Source organism: Microbacterium sp. NPDC060132 (assembly GCF_042729675.1).
GTDB classification, from domain to species: domain Bacteria; phylum Actinomycetota; class Actinomycetes; order Actinomycetales; family Microbacteriaceae; genus Microbacterium; species Microbacterium sufflavum.
This window is the reverse complement of record NZ_JBHWXU010000001.1, coordinates 3193956-3211221: the sequence shown is the minus strand read 5'-3', so window position 1 is coordinate 3211221 and position 17266 is coordinate 3193956. Positions and strand designations below refer to the sequence as shown.

Sequence of the window (17266 nt, the reverse complement as noted above, 5' to 3'; positions counted from 1 at the left end):
CCCGCTCGACGAACGGGAGGCCACCCCCGTATCGACCCGAAGGAGCGCATCCGTGCTCGAACAAGCAGACCGCTACACCGGCTACACCGCGTACGACTACCTGGAAGCCGGCAAGGACTACCGCGAGTTCCGCTACGCCAAGCAGATCGGCCGCGTGCCGGCGTACGACCTCGGCCTCAGCGACGCGCAGAAGGAGCGCACCGAGCGCCTCCTCCGCGAAGAGACCGTGATCTCGCTGCACGAGCACGTGCAGGTCTTCCCCGAAGACATGGGGGAGCTGCGCGACCACATCCGCCAGGGCCGCGAACCCACCGGCTACCAGGGCCTCGCCCGCTCCGGTCTGACCGCGGTGTTCGACAACGGCATGGACGGCACCTGCTGCATCTCCAGCGACGCCGGGTGGAAGTACCAGGACGTGCTGTTCGACCTCGGCGTGCGCATGGCCGACCTCGCGCACCAGGACTTCGTGATCAAGGCCGAGTCGATCAAGGACATCCGGTACGCCGCGGAGACCGGCCGCGTCGCGCACATCTTCGCGCTCGAGGCCGCGACCATGATCGAGAACGAGGTCGACCGGCTCGATGTGCTGTACGGCTTCGGCGTCCGCCAGATGGGCATCGCCTACTCCGAGGCGAACATGCTCGGCGGCGGCCTCAAGGAGCGCGGCGACGGCGGACTCACCTACTTCGGCGAGCGCGCCGTGGAGCGGATGAACAAGCTCGGCATCGCGATCGACATCTCGCACTCGGGCGACCAGACGTGCCTCGACGTGATCGCCCACTCCACCAAGCCGGTCTTCATCACCCACGCGGGCGCCCGCGGACTGTGGCCGACGAACCGCATGAAGACGGACGAGACGATCATCGAGTGCGCCAAGCGCGGCGGGGTCATCGGCATCGAGGCCGCACCGCACACCACCATCTCGCCCCAGCACCCGAAGCACTCGCTGGAGTCGGTCATGGACCACTTCCAGTACTGCGTCGACCTGGTCGGCCTGGAGCACGTGAGCTTCGGACCCGACACGCTGTTCGGCGACCACGTGGGCCTGCACGACGCGTTCTCCTCGAACCTGTCGCTGGGTCAGGCGCACGCCAACGTCGACTACGAGAAGCAGCCGTACGTCGACGGCATCGAGAACCCCGCCGAGGCCTTCTACAACATCATCGGCTGGCTCGTGAAGCACGACTACTCCGACGACGAGATCCGCGCGGTCGTCGGCGGCAACACCATGCGCGTCCTCGAGGAGGTCTGGGTCTGATGAAGCACAACACGTTCCTCGCACTCGGTGCGGCCGCGGTCCTCGCCGTCGGCCTCGCCGCGTGCGCCCCCACGGCACCCGAGCCGGGGGAGTCGTCCGCCGCGACCGGGCCGAGCGATGAGACGCTCAGCATCGGTACGACGACCGACGTCGTGAACTTCAACCCCGTGCTCGGCAACAGCCGCACGGACTCGTGGGTCACCAACCTGATGTACCCGCACCTGCTGAGCATCAGCGACGACGGGACCAAGGAGGCGCACGTCGCCACCGAGTGGGGCTACGTCGACGACACCACCGGGTTCTACGAGATCCGCGACGACCTGACCTGGAGCGACGGCGAGCCGCTCACGGCGGAGGACGTCGCGTGGACGCTGAACGCGGTCAAGCGCGACCAGGCGCCCGGCACGTTCTACGGACAGCTGGGCAACCTCGACACCGCGACCGCGGTGAGCGACACCCGAGTCGAGCTGACGCTCACGCAGCCCGACTCGTCGATCATCGACGAGATCGGCTTCTGGGGTGTCGTCGTGCCGCAGCACGTGTTCGAGCCGAAGGGATCGATCGCGGAGTTCGCGAACGACGGCAGCGACGGCGGCTGGGTGGGCATGGGCCCGTTCATCATGACCGACTTCCAGGTCGGCCAGCACTACACGCTCGAGCGCGTGGAGGACTACCCGCTGGTCGACGGCGGCGTCCCCGGACCCGCCGAGGTCGTGTACCGCGTGTACCCCGACGTGAACACCGAGATCCTGGCGCTGCAGAGCGGCGAGATCGACGTGATCGCCAATGCCCTCCCGCCCGCACAGGTCGAGCAGCTGAAGGGCACCGACGGACTGCAGGTGATCGAGGCCGCCGGTCTCGGCTACGCGCACCTCGTCTACAACATGGAGAAGCCCGACCTCGCGAAGACCGAGGTGCGCCAGGCGCTCGCCCACGCGGTGGACTACGAGGCCATCCGCACGGTCGTCCTGCAGGGGCAGGCCGTCTCCACGGGATCCAGCGCCCTGATGCCGGTGCTCGCGAAGTACTACGACGACTCCGTCACCGAGTACGAGTTCGACCCGGAGAAGTCGCGCGAGCTCATGGAAGACGCCGGGTACACGGCGAACGCCGACGGCATGTTCCCCGTCTCGTTCCGCCTGATCTACTCGCTGCAGGACAGCGTGACCAGCCAGTGGGCGCAGATGGTGAAGGACAGCGCGGCCGAGGCCGGCATCACGATCGAGCTGCAGGGCACGGAGCGCAACACCTACCTCTCCATGACCAACGAGGGCGACTACGACATCTACGCCGGCAACTTCGCCATCATGGACGACCCGGTGACGAACTTCGCCCTGTCGTACCTGCCCGGCGGCGCGATCAACTACACCCACGTCGACGACCCCGAGCTGAACGCGCTGATCGAGGAGGGCATGGTCACGTTCGACGAGGACGACAAGATCGAGATCATGCGCAAGGCGAACAAGATCGTGCACGAGCAGGTCTACGACAACATCATGTACACGCAGAACCTGTTCTTCGCCGCGAGCGACGAATGGTCCGGCTTCATCTCCAAGCCGAGCGAACTGCTGTCGATCGTGAACCCGCTCTCGCTCGCGAGCGCGCACCCGGTCGAGTAAGAAAACCCCCACTCTCGAGGAAGGTCGCCCGGGTGTCCCGAGCATCGTTCATTCTCCGTCGCGCAGGTCGAGGTCTGCTCACGATCTGGTTCGCCGTGACCGTGACGTTCCTGCTCCTGCGTCTGCTGCCCGGCGATCCGGCCCTTGCGCTGGCGAGTCCGAACATGACGGAGGACATCCGGGCGACCATCCTCGAGCAGTACGGCCTCGATCAGCCGCTGATCGTGCAGTACGGCCTGTACATGTGGCAGCTGCTGCAGGGCAACCTCGGCATCTCCTTCACGCAGTCCATCCCGGTGACCGACGTGCTGCTGCAGCGGCTGCCGTGGACGCTGCTGCTGACCATCACCGCGCTCGTCCTCACGATCCTGATCGGGGTGCCGCTCGGCGTCGCGGCCGCGTCGCACCGGGGTCGCTTCATCGACAGGGCCGTGCAGGTGCTCGGCGTGACCGGGCAGTCGCTGTTCGTGCCGAGCGTCGCGATCCTGCTGCTGTTCGTGTTCGGGCTCAACCTCGGCTGGTTCCCCATCGGCGGCGCCTACACCAACAACACCTACGGCTTCGAGTGGTACCTCAGCGTCGCGCAGCACCTCGTGCTCCCGGCGGTGTCGCTCATGCTCATCCAGGTCGGCTCCTACGTGCTGACCATGCGCTCCACCCTCATCGAGACGCTCGGCGAGGACTACATCCTGCTCGCGAAGGCGAACGGCCTCCGCGGCCGCCGCATCCTGTGGAAGCACGCGCTGCGCAACGCGCTGCTGCCGACCACGACGCTGATCGGGCTCCAGCTCGGGTTCCTCGTCGGCGGGGCGGTGCTCACCGAGACCGTCTTCGCCTACCCGGGCATCGGCCGCGGCATCTACGAGGCCGTCACGCAGCTCGACTTCCCGGTGCTGCAGGGCGCATTCCTCATGCTCGCCATCACCGTGGTCGTGGCCAACACAGTCACCGACATCATCTACGGCTACCTGGACCCGAGAGTGAAGACCGCATGACCGCTCCGCTGCCCTCCACCGAGAACCTCGTCCCCAGCGAACCGACCGCGGCCGGCAGCGAGCGGGCCAGCGCGCACACCTGGCGCGCCTTCCGCCGCGACCCGCTCGGCATGATCTCGCTCGGCCTGCTGATCCTGCTCGTGATCGTCGCCCTCGCGGCGCCCCTGATCGCCCCGTACCCGGCGAGCTACGGGCCCGACGTGCTGCGCCCGCCGAGCGGGGACCACTGGTTCGGCACCGACGCGCTCGGCCGCGACGTGTTCTCCGAGGTCATCTGGGGCACGCAGCAGAGCGTGCTGGTCGCCGTGGCCGCCTCGGTGATCGCGATCGTCTTCGGCACGATCATCGCGGTGATCGGGGCCTACTTCCGCAAGCTCGACAGCATCATCAGCGTGATCGTCGACATGACCCTGTCGCTGCCCGTGCTGCCGCTGATGATCCTGATCGCGGCGCTCGTGGGGCCGAGCACCTCGACGATCATCTTCGTGGTCGCGGCGTTCTCATGGCCCGAGGTCACCCGACTCGTCCGTTCCCAGGCGCTCACGGTCGTCGGGCTGCCGTACGTCGACGCGTCCCGGCTGATGACGACCTCTCCGCTGTGGATCATCACGCGGCACGTGCTGCCCGCGGTGACCCCGGTGGTCGTGGTCTCGGTCGTGGTGACCGCGTCGCGGGCGGTGCTGTCGGCCGCGGGGCTGGCGTTCCTCGGACTGGGCGACCCGACCACGTGGTCGTGGGGCCGCATCCTGTACGAGGCACAGCAGGCGGGCGCCATGGTGAGCGCGTGGTGGCTGACGCTGTTCCCCTCCATCGCGATCCTGATCCTGGTGCTGTCGGCCACCCTCCTGTCCATCGCCTACAACGACGCGCGCAACCCGCGCCACCTGTCCCGCTAGGAGCACCGCATGACCGTCTTCGATCAGCGCCTCGCGCCGGAGTTCTTCGACACCGTGCAGCAGCGTGTCCGCGAGCGGATGGGGGAGGAGGGCTTCGACGCCTTCCTGACCGACCACCCCGAAGACATCGCGTACCTCACCGGCTTCTTCCACCACCCGTCCGAGCGGCCGGTCGCGATCTGGGTCGAGGCGGGAGGGCGCGTCGTGATGCTGCTGCCCGAGCTGGAACGCGAGTACGCGCAGTCGCAGTCCGCGCGCGCCGAGCTGGTCGCGTTCTTCGAGTTCCCGGGGGTCGTCCCGCCGTTCCAGGTGCTCGCCGACGCGGTGTCGCCGCGCGGCAGGGTCGGTTTCGCGACCACGATGCCGTATCAGCGCCTGGCCGCCGCCCGCGCCGCGATGCCGCACGCCGAGCTCGTGCCGTCCGACCTGCTCACCCGCACCCGATACGTGAAGTTCCCGGAGGAGGTGGTGCTGCACCGCGAAGCGGCCCGCATCACCGACCTGATGCTGGAGGCCGGGGTCGCACTGGTGCGCGAGGCCGTCGCGGCGGGCGGAGAGCTGCCCACCGAGGCCGAGCTGGAGCGGCACGTGACCTCCGCCGGCACCCGTGTCATGTATGCCGAGCACCGCAACGTGGTCGTGGCCTCGCTGCTCGCGGGCGGTCTGGTGTACTCCGGCGCGAACTCCGCGTTCCCGCACGGGCTGCCGTCGGTCAACCGGCTCCGGGCGGGGGACACCTTCATGCTCTCGCTCGGCTGCGCCGTGGGCGGCCGCTTCATCGAGGGCGAGCGCACGTTCGTGCTCGGGGAGCCTACGGCCGAGCAGCGCCGCTACCACGACACGATCCGCGACGCCCAGCGCGTGGGCCGCGAGACCATCCGCGCGGGCCTGGAGTGCCGCGAGGCGAACCGGCTGTGCCTCGACGTGATCCGCGACGCCGGGCTGGGCGAGTTCATCCGGCATCGCCAGGGGCACGGCATCGGTCTGGGCATGCATGAGGCGCCGTGGCTGGAGGACGGCGACGCCACGCTCCTGGAGGCGGGCATGGTCGTCTCCAACGAGCCGGGCATCTACGTGCCGGGGCACGCGGGGTATCGCATCAGCGACAGCATGCTCGTGACCGCCGACGGCGCCGAACCCCTGACCACCTATCCGCGCAGCCTCGACGAGTGCACCATCGCGCTCTGAACGCCTGTTGAAGAAAGAGGACGACATGACATCCACCCCCGACGTCTCCCCGGAGTTCGCCGCCGCCACGAGCGACCACCAGTGGGTCGAGATCAACGGCAACCACCTGGCCGTCGAGGTGCTCGGCCCGGAGAACGCGCCCGTCATCATCACCCACCACGGCGCCCCGGGGCTGGGGTCGCGTGCCGAGCCGCGCGCGAGCTTCGGCCGGCTCGCCGACGAGTACCGGGTGGTCGTGTTCGACGCCAGGGGCAGCGGCCAGAGCGAGGGGAACGGCACCTACAGCCACGAGCAGTGGGCGGCCGACATCGACGGTCTGCGCGAGTGGATCGGCGCGGAGAAGATCGTCATGGCCGGCGGCTCCTACGGCGGCTTCATGACCATGGAGTACGCGCTGCGCTACCCCGACCGCGTGGCCGCGCTCGTGCTGCGCGACACCTCCCCGGACAACTCCAACGCGCACCTGGCGCGCGAGAACGCCCTCGCCTCCGACCGGGTCGACATCGACATGGAGAAGTTCGACCGCATCGACCTCGGGCAGGTGCGCGACGACGAGGACCTCAAGGACTGCTGGCGGGAGATCCTGCCCCTGTACGACTTCGTCTACGACCCCGAGGCGGTCGAGCGGAAGGTGCAGGCGACGCCCTACCGCTACCGGGCGCACAACTACGCCTTCTCCGTGAACCTGCCGGACTACGACCTGAAGCCGCGGCTGCCCGAGATCGCAGTCCCGACACTCATCACCGTGGGCCGGACCGACTGGATCACGCCAGTATCGTGTAGCCAGACGATCGCCGATCTCATCCCGGACTCCGAGATGGTGGTGTTCGAGAAGTCGGGGCACTCCCCGCAGATCGAGGAGGCAGAGGCGTGGACGGAAGCGGTGCGCACGTTCCTGCACCGGGTGTACCCGCCGACCCGATGACGAGCGTTCCACTGACGAGAGAAGTGAGCGATCTCGACCGGAGGATCGTCGTCGCACTTCAGCAGGACGGACGCGCGAGCTGGACGTCGATCGCCGAGTTCGCCGGCGCGTCCGTCTCGACGGTCACCCGGCGCGGGCAGCAGCTGCTCGCCGAGGGTGTGGTGAGCGTGGGCATCGTGCCGACCCTGGGCAGCGAGGGGCACGTGGAGACGTTCTTCGTGCGCATCAACTGCACCCCCGGGTCGCAGCTGAGCGTCGCGCAGGCGCTGATCGGCTCCCCGTACGTGCGGTTCGTGACCCTGGTGACCGGCAAGTTCGACGTGTTCGCGGAGGTCGTCATCCCGGGGGACTCGGCGACCTACGCGCACGTGCTCACGGATCTGCAGGCCATCCCCGGCGTGGAGCGCTGGCGCAGCGACCTCGTCGTGCACACCTACAAGGTGAGCTTCGACTGGGGACGTCAGCTGTACGACTCGCACGCCGAGGCCGCCAGCGACCCGAAGTCGTACATGCCGGCACCGAACACGTGCGACCCGACGCACTTCGACGACGCCGACCGGGCGATCGTCGCGGAACTGCGTTACAACGGACGGGCGTCGTTCCAGTCGATCGCCGATGCGCTCGACATGAACGAGAGCAGCGTGCGGCGCCGGTACGAGCGGATGCGCAGCGCCGGCTGCCTCACGACCGTGACGATGGTGCCCGCGTCGGCGCTGGGCATGAGCGCGGAGACGCTGCTGATGCTGCGGGTCGAGCCGTCGCGCATCGCCTCGGTGGCACAGACGCTCGCGCAGCACGTGTCCGTGCGGTTCCTCGCGGCGGCGCTGGAGGAGAACTCGCTGTACTGCGAGATCATCCTGCCGAGCACCGAGACCCTGCACGACTTCCTCACCGGGACGATCGCGCACCTCAAGGGCGTGCGCGGATGGAACGCCGCGATGGAGCTCGTGTTCATGAAGCGCGGGTTCATCGAGACTCCGTGGTGGCGGGCGCAGGTGGCCTCCGCGGGCGGGCTCGACACCTAGTCCTGCACTTCGCCGGTCAGGTGTCAAGGGCCTACCCTTCCGTGCCCGCAGGGCGCACCCTCCTTATAAGAGAGTCCTGGAGGGCCCCCAGATGTCCGACATCCCCGATCCCCGTTTCGTGCTCCACCGCATCACACCGTCCGAGTGGGTGATCAACGACCTGCGCTATCCCCAGAACGACCCGCGCCACGTCGTCGCCTGCGTCTACGAGCTCGCCGACACCGAGGTCGAGGTGACGTGGCTGCGCGACCTTCCGCTCGCGATCCGCTACGGCACCGCGTTCGAGGTTCTCGAAGAGGTCGAGCGGATGCAGGGGGCGAGCCGGGCCACGCGCCCGATCGCGATCCCGCACCGCCCCCCGCTGCTGGCGACGTGAGCGCCGCAGCGCGGAGAGAAGGGCACCACCTCGGTCGAGGCGGTGCCCTTCTCTCGTCCGGCGGTCAGGCGTCGTCGCCGTCGACGTCCGCCGTCGTGGCGGCGCGGTCGGCCTCGGCGCTGTCGATCTGTGCGTCGTCGGCGTCCTCGTCGAGCACGCGTTCGCCGTCGACCTCGCGCGTGGGCACGTCTTCCGCGTCACCCTCGGCGAACGGCGGGACGGGCGGGATCGGGGGAGTCGGGTTGGACATGGGGCATCCTTTCGTCGGCGGATGCGACCTGTCTACGTCGACGCGGGGGGCTTCGCGAGACGGTTGACGCTCGCGCGCTGCGGCGCTAGCCCCGTGCGACCGTGCCGGAAACGAAGAAATCCCGCGATCTCTCGCGGGATTCTCTGGTGGACCTGAGGGGACTCGAACCCCTGACCCCCTGCATGCCATGCAGGTGCGCTACCAGCTGCGCCACAGGCCCAGAAGCCGCTCCTCATCTGCCGGAGCAACTCGAACAGCGTACTACACGAAGCGACACCGGCACCAATCGGGGCGGGCAGCCCGGGCGCGTCGCCGGGGTGGAACAACCGCGGCTCTCCGGGCGTTCCTGACAGCGTGAGCATTCTCGACAGCCTGGTGATCGGTGCAGGGCAGGCCGGCCTCTCGGCGTCGTACCACCTGACCAGGCTCGGGATCCCGCACGTGGTGCTCGACGCCGACGAGCGGCCGGGCGGCGCCTGGCAGCACCGCTGGGACGCGCTGACCATGAGCGACGTGCACGGCGTCGCCGAGCTGCCGGGCGACACCCCGCCCGCGCGCGACCGACGTCGAGCCAACCAGGCGGTGCCGGAATACTTCGCGGCCTACGAGCGCGCGCACGACCTCCCCGTTCTGCGCCCCGTGCACGTGCGTCGCGTGGACGACCACGACGGGCTGCTCGTGGTGCAGGCACCGGAGGGGGAGTGGACGACCCGTACGCTCGTGAACGCGACCGGCACCTGGACCCACCCGTTCGTGCCGCACGTGCCCGGCATGGAGACCTTCCTCGGCGAGCAGCTGCACACGGTCGACTACCCGGGACCGGAGCACTTCCGAGGCCGCCGAGTGCTCGTCGTGGGCGCGGGCGCGTCCGCGGTGCAGTTCCTCGGCGCCCTCGCCCCGATCACCGAGACGCTGTGGGTCACGCGGCGACCGCCCGTCTGGCGCAGCGACGACTTCACCCCCGAGGCGGGGGCCGCGGCGGTCGCGCTCGTCGAGCAGCGCGTCGCGGCCGGGCTCCCACCGCGGAGCGTCGTCAGTGTGACCGGGCTGATGCTGCGTCTGCAGGAGCGCGAGGCCGAGCGGCTCGGCGCCTATGCGGACCCTCGGCCGCTGTTCGCACGCATCGAGCCCGACGGGGTGCGCTGGGCCGACGGGTCGTTCGAACGGGTCGACATGATCCTCTGGGCCACCGGATTCCGGCCGGCGATCGGGCACCTGGCGCCGCTGCACCTCCGCAGCGCCGCGGGCGGCATCCAGCTCGACCGCCACGGCCGCGGTACGACCGCGGTCGCCGATCCGCGCGTGCAGCTCGTGGGGTACGGGCCCTCGGCCAGCACGATCGGCGCGAACCGTGCGGGGCGCTCGGCCGCGAAGGGCGTGCAGCGGGCGCTGGCCGCCGCCGCCGTTCCCGTCTCGACCGGCTGAGGGCGCGTCAGCCGGAGTGCGGCCGGGCTTCTCGATACGCTGAAGACCATGCTGCGCATCATCCTCACGGTCGTCTGGCTCCTGCTCACGGCCTGGCTGGCGATCTGGGTGGGCGAGGGACTGTTCGGCGTCGATCAGCGCCACTCGATCCTCCCGTTCGCGGGCGATGACACCCTGGGCGGCCCGATCCTGATCGGCGTCGCCTGGGGGCTGCTCCTCACGTTCGGCGGCACGATGACGGGGTTCGGCCGCCGCACGAAGCTCCGCGGCGAGACCCGGATCGGCGTCGGCACGATCGTCGAGCTCTCCCGCACGGGCGTCACGATCAACGACGTGCCGCAGTACGACCTGTTCCTGCGCGTGAGCCCCGCTGAGGGCGACGACTTCATCGGACAGCTGCGGATGCTCATCGACCCCTCCGACTCCGCGGGACTCCAGGTCGGGCAGCCCGTGCCGGTGCGGTACAGCACGACCGACCACGACACGGTGCAGCTCGCCGACCTCAGCGACCCGACCGTGCGAGAGGCGATGCTGCAGTGGCGCATCGACCGCGGGCTCATCGACCCCGCCCAGGTGCGAGCCAGGACCACGGGCACCGCGGTGCCCGCGTCGGTGCTCGAGGTGCGCCCGACCGGACGCCGCAGGGAGGGGCAGAGCGAGCTCGCGCTCAAGGTGCTGGTGGCACCGGAGGGGGCGGCGACCTGGGAGGCCGACACCACGGTGTTCGTGTATCCCCAGGCGGTGTCGCGGCTGCAGGTGGGCGCGCCGATCTGGGCGTACTACCGGCGGGAGGATCCGCACACGGTGGCGGTCACGATCGAGAAAGAGGCGACGCGATGAACCCGCTCGACACCCTCATGTGGCTCGTCAACTTCCCCGCGTCGCACGGCTACGCCATGGTGTTCATCGCCGGCTTCTCGATCCTCGGGCTCTTCGCCGTGTCGGCCAGAGGAGCCACACCGGGTGGGTCGCTGCGGGCCATCCGCGAGCGGGAGGGGCTGCTGCCGCTCGACACCCGTCCGCGGGCCGGGATCGGCGGGACGATCGTGCGGATCGTGTTCCGGGTGCTCGCCTTCGTGATGCTCGGGTCGCTCGTGATCGGCATCCTGAGCCTGACCGGCGTGCCTGTCACGCGCGCGTACATCTACGACAACGGGCGACCAACGACGGCCACGATCGACGGGGACTGGGTCACGTTCACCACCGCGGAGGGCGTGGAGTACACGCTGGAGAGCAACTTCTTCACCCCGGCGGTCTACCCCGACCGCGACGCGTACCTGCCGAGCGGCGCCCCGGTCGTGGTGCGCTACCTGCCCGACCACCCGCAGGCGTTCGTGATCGACAGCGCGCAGACCCCGCGCTGACGTCGGACCCGGCGCGTAGGGTGGAAGCATGTCGCGCGTCCTCGTCTTCGGCGGCCATGGCCGCATCGCCCTCCTGCTCGCCCCGCTGCTCGTCGCCCGCGGCGACGAGGTCACCAGCGTGATCCGCAACCCCGACCACGTCGCCGACGTGGAGGCCACGGGGGCCACCGCCCTGGTGGCCGATATCGAACAGCTCGACGTCGACGCCCTCGCCGAGATCATCCGCGGGCACGACGCCGTGGTGTGGTCGGCCGGCGCGGGCGGCGGTGACCCGAAGCGCACCTACGCTGTCGATCGCGACGCGGCGGAGCGGTCGATGGACGCCGCCGAGCGTGCCGGCGTCGAGCGCTACGTCCTGGTGTCCTGGATCGGCTCCACCGCGGAGCACGGGATCCCGCAGGACGACCCGTTCTTCGCGTACGCCGACGCGAAGTGGGCCGCCGACGAGCACCTCCGCGGCTCGAACCTCGCCGGGACGATCCTCGGACCGGGCGGTCTCACGTTCGACGAGCCGACCGGACGCATCCAGATCGACCCCGAAGGCCGGGGAGAGGTCTCGCGCGCCGACGTCGCGGCCGTCATCGTCGAGGTCCTGCAGAATCCGGCGACAGTCGGCCGCACGATCCGCTTCGGCAACGGCGACGCGGACTCCTCGCTCCCGATCGCCGAGGCCCTCGCGGGCTGACCGTGACGGAGGCCCCGACGTGCCCCTGAGGCCCGCGCGACGGCGCACGGTCGGAGTGCTCGCCGCGCTGGCGCTCGCCCTCTGTGCGCCGCCCGCCGCCGCGCCACCGCTGCCCGCTGCGACATCGACCGCAGCGACGTGGACCGCCCCTCCCGCGCCTGCCGCTGCCGCGACCACCGCGGGGGAGACTCCCGCGCCCACCGACGATGCCGGGAGCGCCGACGCCACGGTGGACGCCGCCGACACCGCGTATCTCCGCGAACGCGCCGCCGCCGCGGTCGCCGACCTGCCCGTGGCGCAGCAGGCGGCCTCCATCGTGATGGGACATATCGGCGGCACCGACCCGGCAGCGCTGGCCGCCTACATGCAGGCCGGGTTCGGCGGGTTCATCCTGATGGGGGTGAACATCCCCGGCACCGACGCCGAGCTGCACGCGCTCACGGATGCTCTCGCGGTGGACCCGACGCTGCCTCCGCTGATCGCGGTGGACCAGGAGGGCGGCCTGGTCTCCCGGCTCGACGGGGACGTGTTCCCCGCCTCAACGACCCTCAAGGACCGCCCGGCCGCCGACACGTCGGCCGCGTTCGCCGCCCGCGGTGCACTGGTGGCCCGTGCGGGCATCACGGTGAACTTCGGCACGGTCGCAGACGTCACCGCCGACAGCGGCTCGTTCATCTTCGGGCGGGCCCTCGGCACCGATCCGTCCGGGGCGGCCGAGCGCGTCGCGGCGGCCACCTCGGCGCAGCAGCCGTTCGTCGCCTCCGCACTCAAGCACTTCCCCGGCCACGGTGCGGCTCCGGGCGACTCGCACCACGCGATCCCGACCACCGGACGGAGCCTGGAGGAGTGGAAGACGACGGACGCGGTGCCCTTCGCCGCGGGCATCGACGCGGGAGCCTCCCTCCTCATGTACGGGCATCTCGCCTACACCGCCGTCGACCCGCTGCCCGCCTCCCTCTCAGCGACGTGGCACACGCTCGCCCGTGACGAGCTCGGCTTCGACGGTGTCTCGGTGACGGACGACCTCGGGATGCTGCTGTCGTCGGGCGACCCCGCCTACGCCGATCCGGTGGCGAACGGGGTGGCGGCGGTCGCGGCGGGCAACGACCTGGTGCTCATGGTCGCCGGCTCCGACGCGCAGACCGCCGGACGCATGGCCGCGGGCATCGCGGCGGCGGTCGACGCGGGCACCCTGCCCGCGGAGCGGCTGGCGGACGCCGCGACGCGAGTTCTGGCCCTGCGGATGCAGCTCGCGGGATCCACCGCGACCTGGGGAGTCTGCGACACCTGCACCCCGGCCGGCTGAGGCGGAAGCGACGGCTCAGGCGACGGCGCGTGCGTCCGAGCCGAGCCAGGCGCGGAGCAGAGCCGCGCGCAGCACCGCCCCCCGCTCCGCGAAGCCGCGCTGTCGTCGCACGTAGTCGGCCTTGCCCTCCGGCGTCTCGATGCGCACGGGCTCCACGTCCCAGGCGGCCAGGTCGTAGGGGGCGGCCTGCATGTCCAGCAGGCGGATGTCCCTCGCCAGCTCATAGGTGTCGAGCAGCAGCTCACCGGGCACGAGGGGCCCGAGCTTCATGGCCCAGCGGTACAGGTCCATGCCGGCGTGCAGGCACCCCGGCTGCTCGACCTGGGGCTGCCCGTCCCTGCTGAGCGTCGTCCGGTTGCGTGGCACGGCCTCCGGGGTGAAGAACCGGAACGCGTCGAAGTGGGTGCACCGCAGGTCGTGCGTCTCCACGACCGCATCGGTGCCGTCCTTCCCGAGGCGCAGCGGCACGGGGTGACGGTGCTCGTCCGCGCGATACACCATCGCCCACTCGTGGAGTCCGAAGCAGCCGAACTGACCGGGCCGCGAGGCCGTGCGACGCAGCATGCGCTCGACCAGCGCGGCCAGCTCGGGCTTCTCGGCCGCGTACCGGTCGACATCGGGAACCACCGCGTCGGGGGTCGCGCCGGGGGAGTACCAGCGCCACCCGGCACGCTCGGCGGCGTCACGCAGCTCGACCCCCGCACCGGGGTGCCAGCGCCGCAGCTGCGCGGGCTTGCAGGCGTAATAGGTGTGGAGGAAGTCCCACACCGGGTGCTTCTCGCCGCGGGACAGGCGGGCACGGTGGTCGGCGGTCAGCGTGTCGGCACGCTCCCGATGCGCCTGCTCCCGCGGGAGCCACTCCTCGCGCGACAGGGCCATGTCAGTGCAGGATGCCCACGTCGCCGAGCTGGTCGCGCAGACCGGCACCGTCTTCGGCGCTGACCCACGGGGCGGCGTCCGCCTCGTGCGACTCCATCTCGGCGCGCCCACCGGCGAGCACGGCCTCGGCGGGAAGGAGGCGCCGGATGGCCACACCGGCCACGGAGTCGGGGTGCTCTTCCTGGAACTGCGTGTAGATGGCCTCGTCGTGCTGGCCGTCGTCGCCGATCAGCAGCCACTTCACCTCGGGGAATTCGGTGGCCAGGCGGCGCAGGTTCGTGAGCTTGTGCTCGCGGCCGCTGCGGAACCAGCGGTCGTGCGTCGGGCCCCAGTCGGTCAGCAGCAGCGACCCTGCGGGGAACAGGTGCCGCCCGAGGAACCGGGAGAGCGTGGGTGCGACGTTCCAGGCGCCCGTGGACAGGTACACCATGGGCGCGCCGGGGTGCTGGCGCAGGAGCTGGTCGAGCAGCACCGCCATGCCCGGGACCGGGATGCGGGCGTGCTCATCCACGACGAAGGAGTTCCAGAAGGCGATGAACGGGCGCGGGAGCGCCGTGACCATCACCGTGTCGTCCACATCGGACACGACCCCGAACCGGGTGTCCGCCGCGACGATGAACGCCCGCGCCTCGATCGGCTCCTGCCCCTCGACCGTGACCGTGAAGGTCTGCCACCCGGGCTCCAGGTCGGCGCGGATCACGGCGTCGATCACACCACCGCGGTCGGCGACGACCTGGTGAGTGCTGTCGCCCACGTGCACGCTGACCGACGCGAACCCGACCGGGATGCCGACGAAGCTGCGCCAGCCGCGGATGCTCGCCGGCTCGCCGTCCCGGTTGCTGCGCTGCGGCGGCACGATGAGCACCCGCCCCAGCACGCGCACCCACCCGGGACCGCCGTAGCCGGGGAATGGGAGGATCGTGGCGCTGCGGCCGCGTCGGCGCGCTCGCCCCTCGCGCCACACGTGGAGGCGGTGCTCGAGCCGTGCGAACCAGTGGATCCTGGGCGCCGGGGGTGGGGAAGCCATTGCCTCAGTCTTTCACGTCGGCGTCCGTGCCCGCCTCCGGCGCCTCCAGATGCCGCGCCTCCAGCCGCTGCAGCAGCTTCTTGCCCAGATACGCCAGGAGCAGGAAGAGTGCGATGGCGCCGACGAAGATGTAGCTCGCGTAGTGCACCCGGTCGACGAGGTCGCGGAAGCTTCCCGCCGCGAGCGAGGTCACGCTCACGTAGGCCGTGGCCCAGATGATGCAGGCGGGCGTCGTCCACGCCAGGAAGCGGCGGTACGGGTACTCGCTCATCCCGACGGTCAGCGGCACCAGGGAGTGCAGCACCGGAAGGAAGCGGGAGAGGAAGATGGCGATGCCGCCGCGGCGGGCCAGGTAGTTCTCCGCGCGCACCCAGTTCTGCTCGCCGATGCGGCGCCCCAGCCACGACGAGCGGATGTGGGGACCGAGCCACCGGCCGAGCCCGAAGCCGATGCTCTCGCCGATCAGGGCGCCGACCACGACGGTCACGCCCATCGCCACACCCTCCCAGGGGGTCGCGATCCCCATGGAGGCGATGATCACGATCGTGTCGCCGGGGACGATGAGCCCGATCAGGATGCTCGTCTCCAGCATGACCGCGAGTCCGGCGACCAGCGTGCGCGTGACCGGATCGATCGACTGCACGGTGTCGAGGAGCCAGAGCAGGAGGTCGTCCACCCCCTGAGAATATCGGGCGTCGCCGCACCTAGGCTGGGAAGGTGCGCGCGCACCTGAGCCCCCGACCCCTGCCGACCTGGGCGGACCCCGAGCGGCTGTTCCGCGTGCTCGCCGCCAGGGCGGGTGACGTGTTCTGGCTGGACGCGGGGGAGGGAGCCGCGGAGGGGTGGAGTCTGCTGGGGGTCGGCGTGCTGTCGCCGAGACCCGACGATGTGCGGCTGGACGGCCGCGTCTCCGAGCCCGGGCTCCCCCCGTTCCTCGGCGGATGGGTCGGCTGGTGCACGTACGAGGGCGGTGCCGCGGCCGCCGGTGCCCCGGTGTCCGCGGACGACCCGGTGCCCGACGGCTGGATGCGGGTGACCCACGCGATCGCCTGGGACCATGCGCGCCATCGCCTGTGGGCGCTCGACCCCGCCGGGCCCGACGCCGACCCCTGGGCGGACGAGCTCCTCGTCGCGGCGGTCGACCTCACTCCCGCGCGGCCGGATCCGGTACCGGGGACCACCGTGGCCCGGCACACCCCCGCGGAGTACGCCGAGCTCATCGAGCGGTGCCGCGCCCTGATCCGCGCGGGCGTCGCGTATCAGCTCTGCCTCACCACGCGCTTCACCGTGCCGGGGACGCACGACCCGGTCGAGGTGTACCGGAGGCTGCGGTCGGCGACCCCCGCGCACCACGGGGGCTTCGTGCGCATCGGCGGGCGCGCGCTGCTGAGCGCCAGTCCGGAGCAGTTCCTCCACGCGGCGGGCGGAGTCGTGCGCACCCGGCCGATCAAGGGCACCCGGCCGCGCAGCAGCGACCCCGACACGGATGCCGCACTCGCCGCCGAGCTCGCCGGCGACCCGAAGGAGCGCGCGGAGAACGTGATGATCGTCGATCTCATGCGCAACGATCTGTCGCGCGTGTGCGTGCCCGGCACGATCCGTGTCGACGGGCTGTGGGTCGTGGAGAGCTACCCGGCCGTGCACCAGCTCGTGAGCACGGTGAGCGGCACGCTGGCGGACGGCGTCACGCTCGGCGCGCTGCTCGCGGCCGCGTTCCCCGCCGGCAGCATGACCGGGGCGCCGAAGCTGTCGGCGATGACGCGGCTGCACGAGCTGGAGGGCGGCCCCCGGGGCGTGTACGCCGGCTGCTTCGGCTACGTGGGCGTGGACGGCGCCGTCGACCTCGCGATGGTGATCCGCAGCATCGTGATCGCGGGGGACGAGGCCGTGGTCGGAGCGGGCGGCGGGATCACGTGGGGCTCGGTGCCGGCGGCCGAGGTCGCCGAGGTCGCGACCAAGGCGAGGGCTCCGCTCGCGGCGCTGGGCGCGGAGCCGCCCTGGCCGTGGGGTTCCGATATCCTGAACTGATCCCGCAATTCCCCTCAGAT

At 70.8% G+C, this 17266-nt stretch carries 18 protein-coding genes and 1 tRNA gene; 14 read left to right on the top strand and 5 right to left on the bottom strand.

What is annotated here, in order from left to right; genetic code table 11:
* Positions 1-52 precede the first annotated feature (52 nt).
* The 8 genes from ACFWCH_RS15550 to ACFWCH_RS15515 all read left to right on the top strand — a co-directional run bounded on the left by ACFWCH_RS15550 (position 53) and on the right by ACFWCH_RS15515 (position 8282).
* Positions 53-1258: a dipeptidase gene (locus tag ACFWCH_RS15550; RefSeq protein WP_136030679.1), complete on the top strand. Its 1206-nt coding sequence runs from the start codon at positions 53-55 to the stop codon at positions 1256-1258.
* Positions 1258-2877, top strand: coding sequence for an ABC transporter substrate-binding protein (locus ACFWCH_RS15545; RefSeq protein ID WP_136045768.1), 1620 nt, complete (start codon positions 1258-1260; stop codon positions 2875-2877). The genes ACFWCH_RS15550 and ACFWCH_RS15545 overlap by 1 nt, the downstream gene beginning before the upstream one ends.
* A 32-nt stretch (positions 2878-2909) precedes the next feature.
* Entirely contained in the window at positions 2910-3872 is a 963-nt protein-coding gene (locus tag ACFWCH_RS15540; RefSeq protein WP_136035917.1) for an ABC transporter permease, read from the top strand.
* The gene (locus ACFWCH_RS15535) at positions 3869-4768 is read left to right on the top strand and encodes an ABC transporter permease (protein WP_136030686.1); all 900 of its coding nucleotides are present in this window, start codon (positions 3869-3871) and stop codon (positions 4766-4768) included. Before ACFWCH_RS15540 ends, ACFWCH_RS15535 begins: the two co-directional genes overlap by 4 nt.
* A gap of 9 nt (positions 4769-4777) precedes the next feature.
* Positions 4778-5956, top strand: coding sequence for a Xaa-Pro peptidase family protein (locus ACFWCH_RS15530; protein ID WP_206251110.1), 1179 nt, complete (start codon positions 4778-4780; stop codon positions 5954-5956).
* A 25-nt stretch (positions 5957-5981) separates the two neighbouring features.
* On the top strand, positions 5982-6881 hold the full coding sequence (locus ACFWCH_RS15525; RefSeq protein WP_136035915.1) for an alpha/beta fold hydrolase: 900 nt from the start codon (positions 5982-5984) through the stop codon (positions 6879-6881).
* 23 nt (positions 6882-6904) lie between these two features.
* A complete protein-coding gene (locus ACFWCH_RS15520) occupies positions 6905-7906 on the top strand; it encodes an Lrp/AsnC family transcriptional regulator (protein ID WP_240744543.1) in 1002 nt (333 codons plus the stop codon).
* 91 nt (positions 7907-7997) lie between these two features.
* The gene (locus tag ACFWCH_RS15515; protein ID WP_136030694.1) at positions 7998-8282 is read left to right on the top strand and encodes a hypothetical protein; all 285 of its coding nucleotides are present in this window, start codon (positions 7998-8000) and stop codon (positions 8280-8282) included.
* A gap of 64 nt (positions 8283-8346) precedes the next feature.
* On the opposite strand, the gene ACFWCH_RS15510 is transcribed toward ACFWCH_RS15515, so the two are convergent.
* Both ACFWCH_RS15510 and ACFWCH_RS15505 read right to left on the bottom strand, forming a co-directional pair.
* Entirely contained in the window at positions 8347-8532 is a 186-nt protein-coding gene (locus ACFWCH_RS15510; RefSeq protein ID WP_136030696.1) for a hypothetical protein, read from the bottom strand.
* Between the two features lie 144 nt (positions 8533-8676).
* Positions 8677-8752: transfer RNA gene (locus ACFWCH_RS15505), tRNA-Ala, on the bottom strand.
* A gap of 134 nt (positions 8753-8886) precedes the next feature.
* Between ACFWCH_RS15505 and ACFWCH_RS15500 the strand changes: the two genes are divergently transcribed.
* Genes ACFWCH_RS15500 through ACFWCH_RS15480 form a run of 5 tightly spaced genes read left to right on the top strand, consistent with a single transcriptional unit; the run spans position 8887 to position 13312 of the window.
* A complete protein-coding gene (locus ACFWCH_RS15500) occupies positions 8887-9957 on the top strand; it encodes an NAD(P)-binding domain-containing protein (RefSeq protein WP_378803775.1) in 1071 nt (356 codons plus the stop codon).
* A 48-nt stretch (positions 9958-10005) separates the two neighbouring features.
* The gene (locus ACFWCH_RS15495; protein WP_136030700.1) at positions 10006-10797 is read left to right on the top strand and encodes a hypothetical protein; all 792 of its coding nucleotides are present in this window, start codon (positions 10006-10008) and stop codon (positions 10795-10797) included.
* Entirely contained in the window at positions 10794-11321 is a 528-nt protein-coding gene (locus ACFWCH_RS15490) for a DUF3592 domain-containing protein (RefSeq protein WP_136030703.1), read from the top strand. Before ACFWCH_RS15495 ends, ACFWCH_RS15490 begins: the two co-directional genes overlap by 4 nt.
* A gap of 28 nt (positions 11322-11349) precedes the next feature.
* Positions 11350-12006: an SDR family oxidoreductase gene (locus ACFWCH_RS15485; protein ID WP_136030705.1), complete on the top strand. Its 657-nt coding sequence runs from the start codon at positions 11350-11352 to the stop codon at positions 12004-12006.
* A gap of 19 nt (positions 12007-12025) precedes the next feature.
* Positions 12026-13312, top strand: coding sequence for a glycoside hydrolase family 3 N-terminal domain-containing protein (locus ACFWCH_RS15480; RefSeq protein ID WP_378803774.1), 1287 nt, complete (start codon positions 12026-12028; stop codon positions 13310-13312).
* Positions 13313-13327: 15 nt separating this feature from the next.
* Here ACFWCH_RS15480 and ACFWCH_RS15475 read toward each other — a convergent pair whose 3' ends face one another.
* Genes ACFWCH_RS15475 through ACFWCH_RS15465 form a run of 3 tightly spaced genes read right to left on the bottom strand, consistent with a single transcriptional unit; the run spans position 13328 to position 15894 of the window.
* Positions 13328-14191, bottom strand: coding sequence for a 3-methyladenine DNA glycosylase (locus ACFWCH_RS15475; RefSeq protein ID WP_378803773.1), 864 nt, complete (start codon positions 14189-14191; stop codon positions 13328-13330).
* Position 14192: 1 nt separating this feature from the next.
* The gene (locus ACFWCH_RS15470; RefSeq protein WP_136033591.1) at positions 14193-15218 is read right to left on the bottom strand and encodes an App1 family protein; all 1026 of its coding nucleotides are present in this window, start codon (positions 15216-15218) and stop codon (positions 14193-14195) included.
* A gap of 4 nt (positions 15219-15222) precedes the next feature.
* A complete protein-coding gene (locus ACFWCH_RS15465) occupies positions 15223-15894 on the bottom strand; it encodes a DedA family protein (protein ID WP_136033589.1) in 672 nt (223 codons plus the stop codon).
* A gap of 41 nt (positions 15895-15935) precedes the next feature.
* Between ACFWCH_RS15465 and ACFWCH_RS15460 the strand changes: the two genes are divergently transcribed.
* Positions 15936-17246, top strand: coding sequence for an anthranilate synthase component I family protein (locus ACFWCH_RS15460; RefSeq protein WP_378803772.1), 1311 nt, complete (start codon positions 15936-15938; stop codon positions 17244-17246).
* The last annotated feature ends 20 nt before the right edge of the window (positions 17247-17266 follow it).

Coding starts and splice junctions, on each gene's coding strand:
- ACFWCH_RS15530 (WP_206251110.1), top strand. CDS start 4,778: ATGACCGTCTTCGATCAGCGCCTCGCGCCGGAGTTCTTCGACACCGTG.
- ACFWCH_RS15545 (WP_136045768.1), top strand. CDS start 1,258: ATGAAGCACAACACGTTCCTCGCACTCGGTGCGGCCGCGGTCCTCGCC.
- ACFWCH_RS15525 (WP_136035915.1), top strand. CDS start 5,982: ATGACATCCACCCCCGACGTCTCCCCGGAGTTCGCCGCCGCCACGAGC.
- ACFWCH_RS15470 (WP_136033591.1), bottom strand. CDS start 15,218: ATGGCTTCCCCACCCCCGGCGCCCAGGATCCACTGGTTCGCACGGCTC.
- ACFWCH_RS15535 (WP_136030686.1), top strand. CDS start 3,869: ATGACCGCTCCGCTGCCCTCCACCGAGAACCTCGTCCCCAGCGAACCG.
- ACFWCH_RS15490 (WP_136030703.1), top strand. CDS start 10,794: ATGAACCCGCTCGACACCCTCATGTGGCTCGTCAACTTCCCCGCGTCG.
- ACFWCH_RS15475 (WP_378803773.1), bottom strand. CDS start 14,191: ATGGCCCTGTCGCGCGAGGAGTGGCTCCCGCGGGAGCAGGCGCATCGG.
- ACFWCH_RS15495 (WP_136030700.1), top strand. CDS start 10,006: ATGCTGCGCATCATCCTCACGGTCGTCTGGCTCCTGCTCACGGCCTGG.
- ACFWCH_RS15510 (WP_136030696.1), bottom strand. CDS start 8,532: ATGTCCAACCCGACTCCCCCGATCCCGCCCGTCCCGCCGTTCGCCGAG.
- ACFWCH_RS15485 (WP_136030705.1), top strand. CDS start 11,350: ATGTCGCGCGTCCTCGTCTTCGGCGGCCATGGCCGCATCGCCCTCCTG.
- ACFWCH_RS15515 (WP_136030694.1), top strand. CDS start 7,998: ATGTCCGACATCCCCGATCCCCGTTTCGTGCTCCACCGCATCACACCG.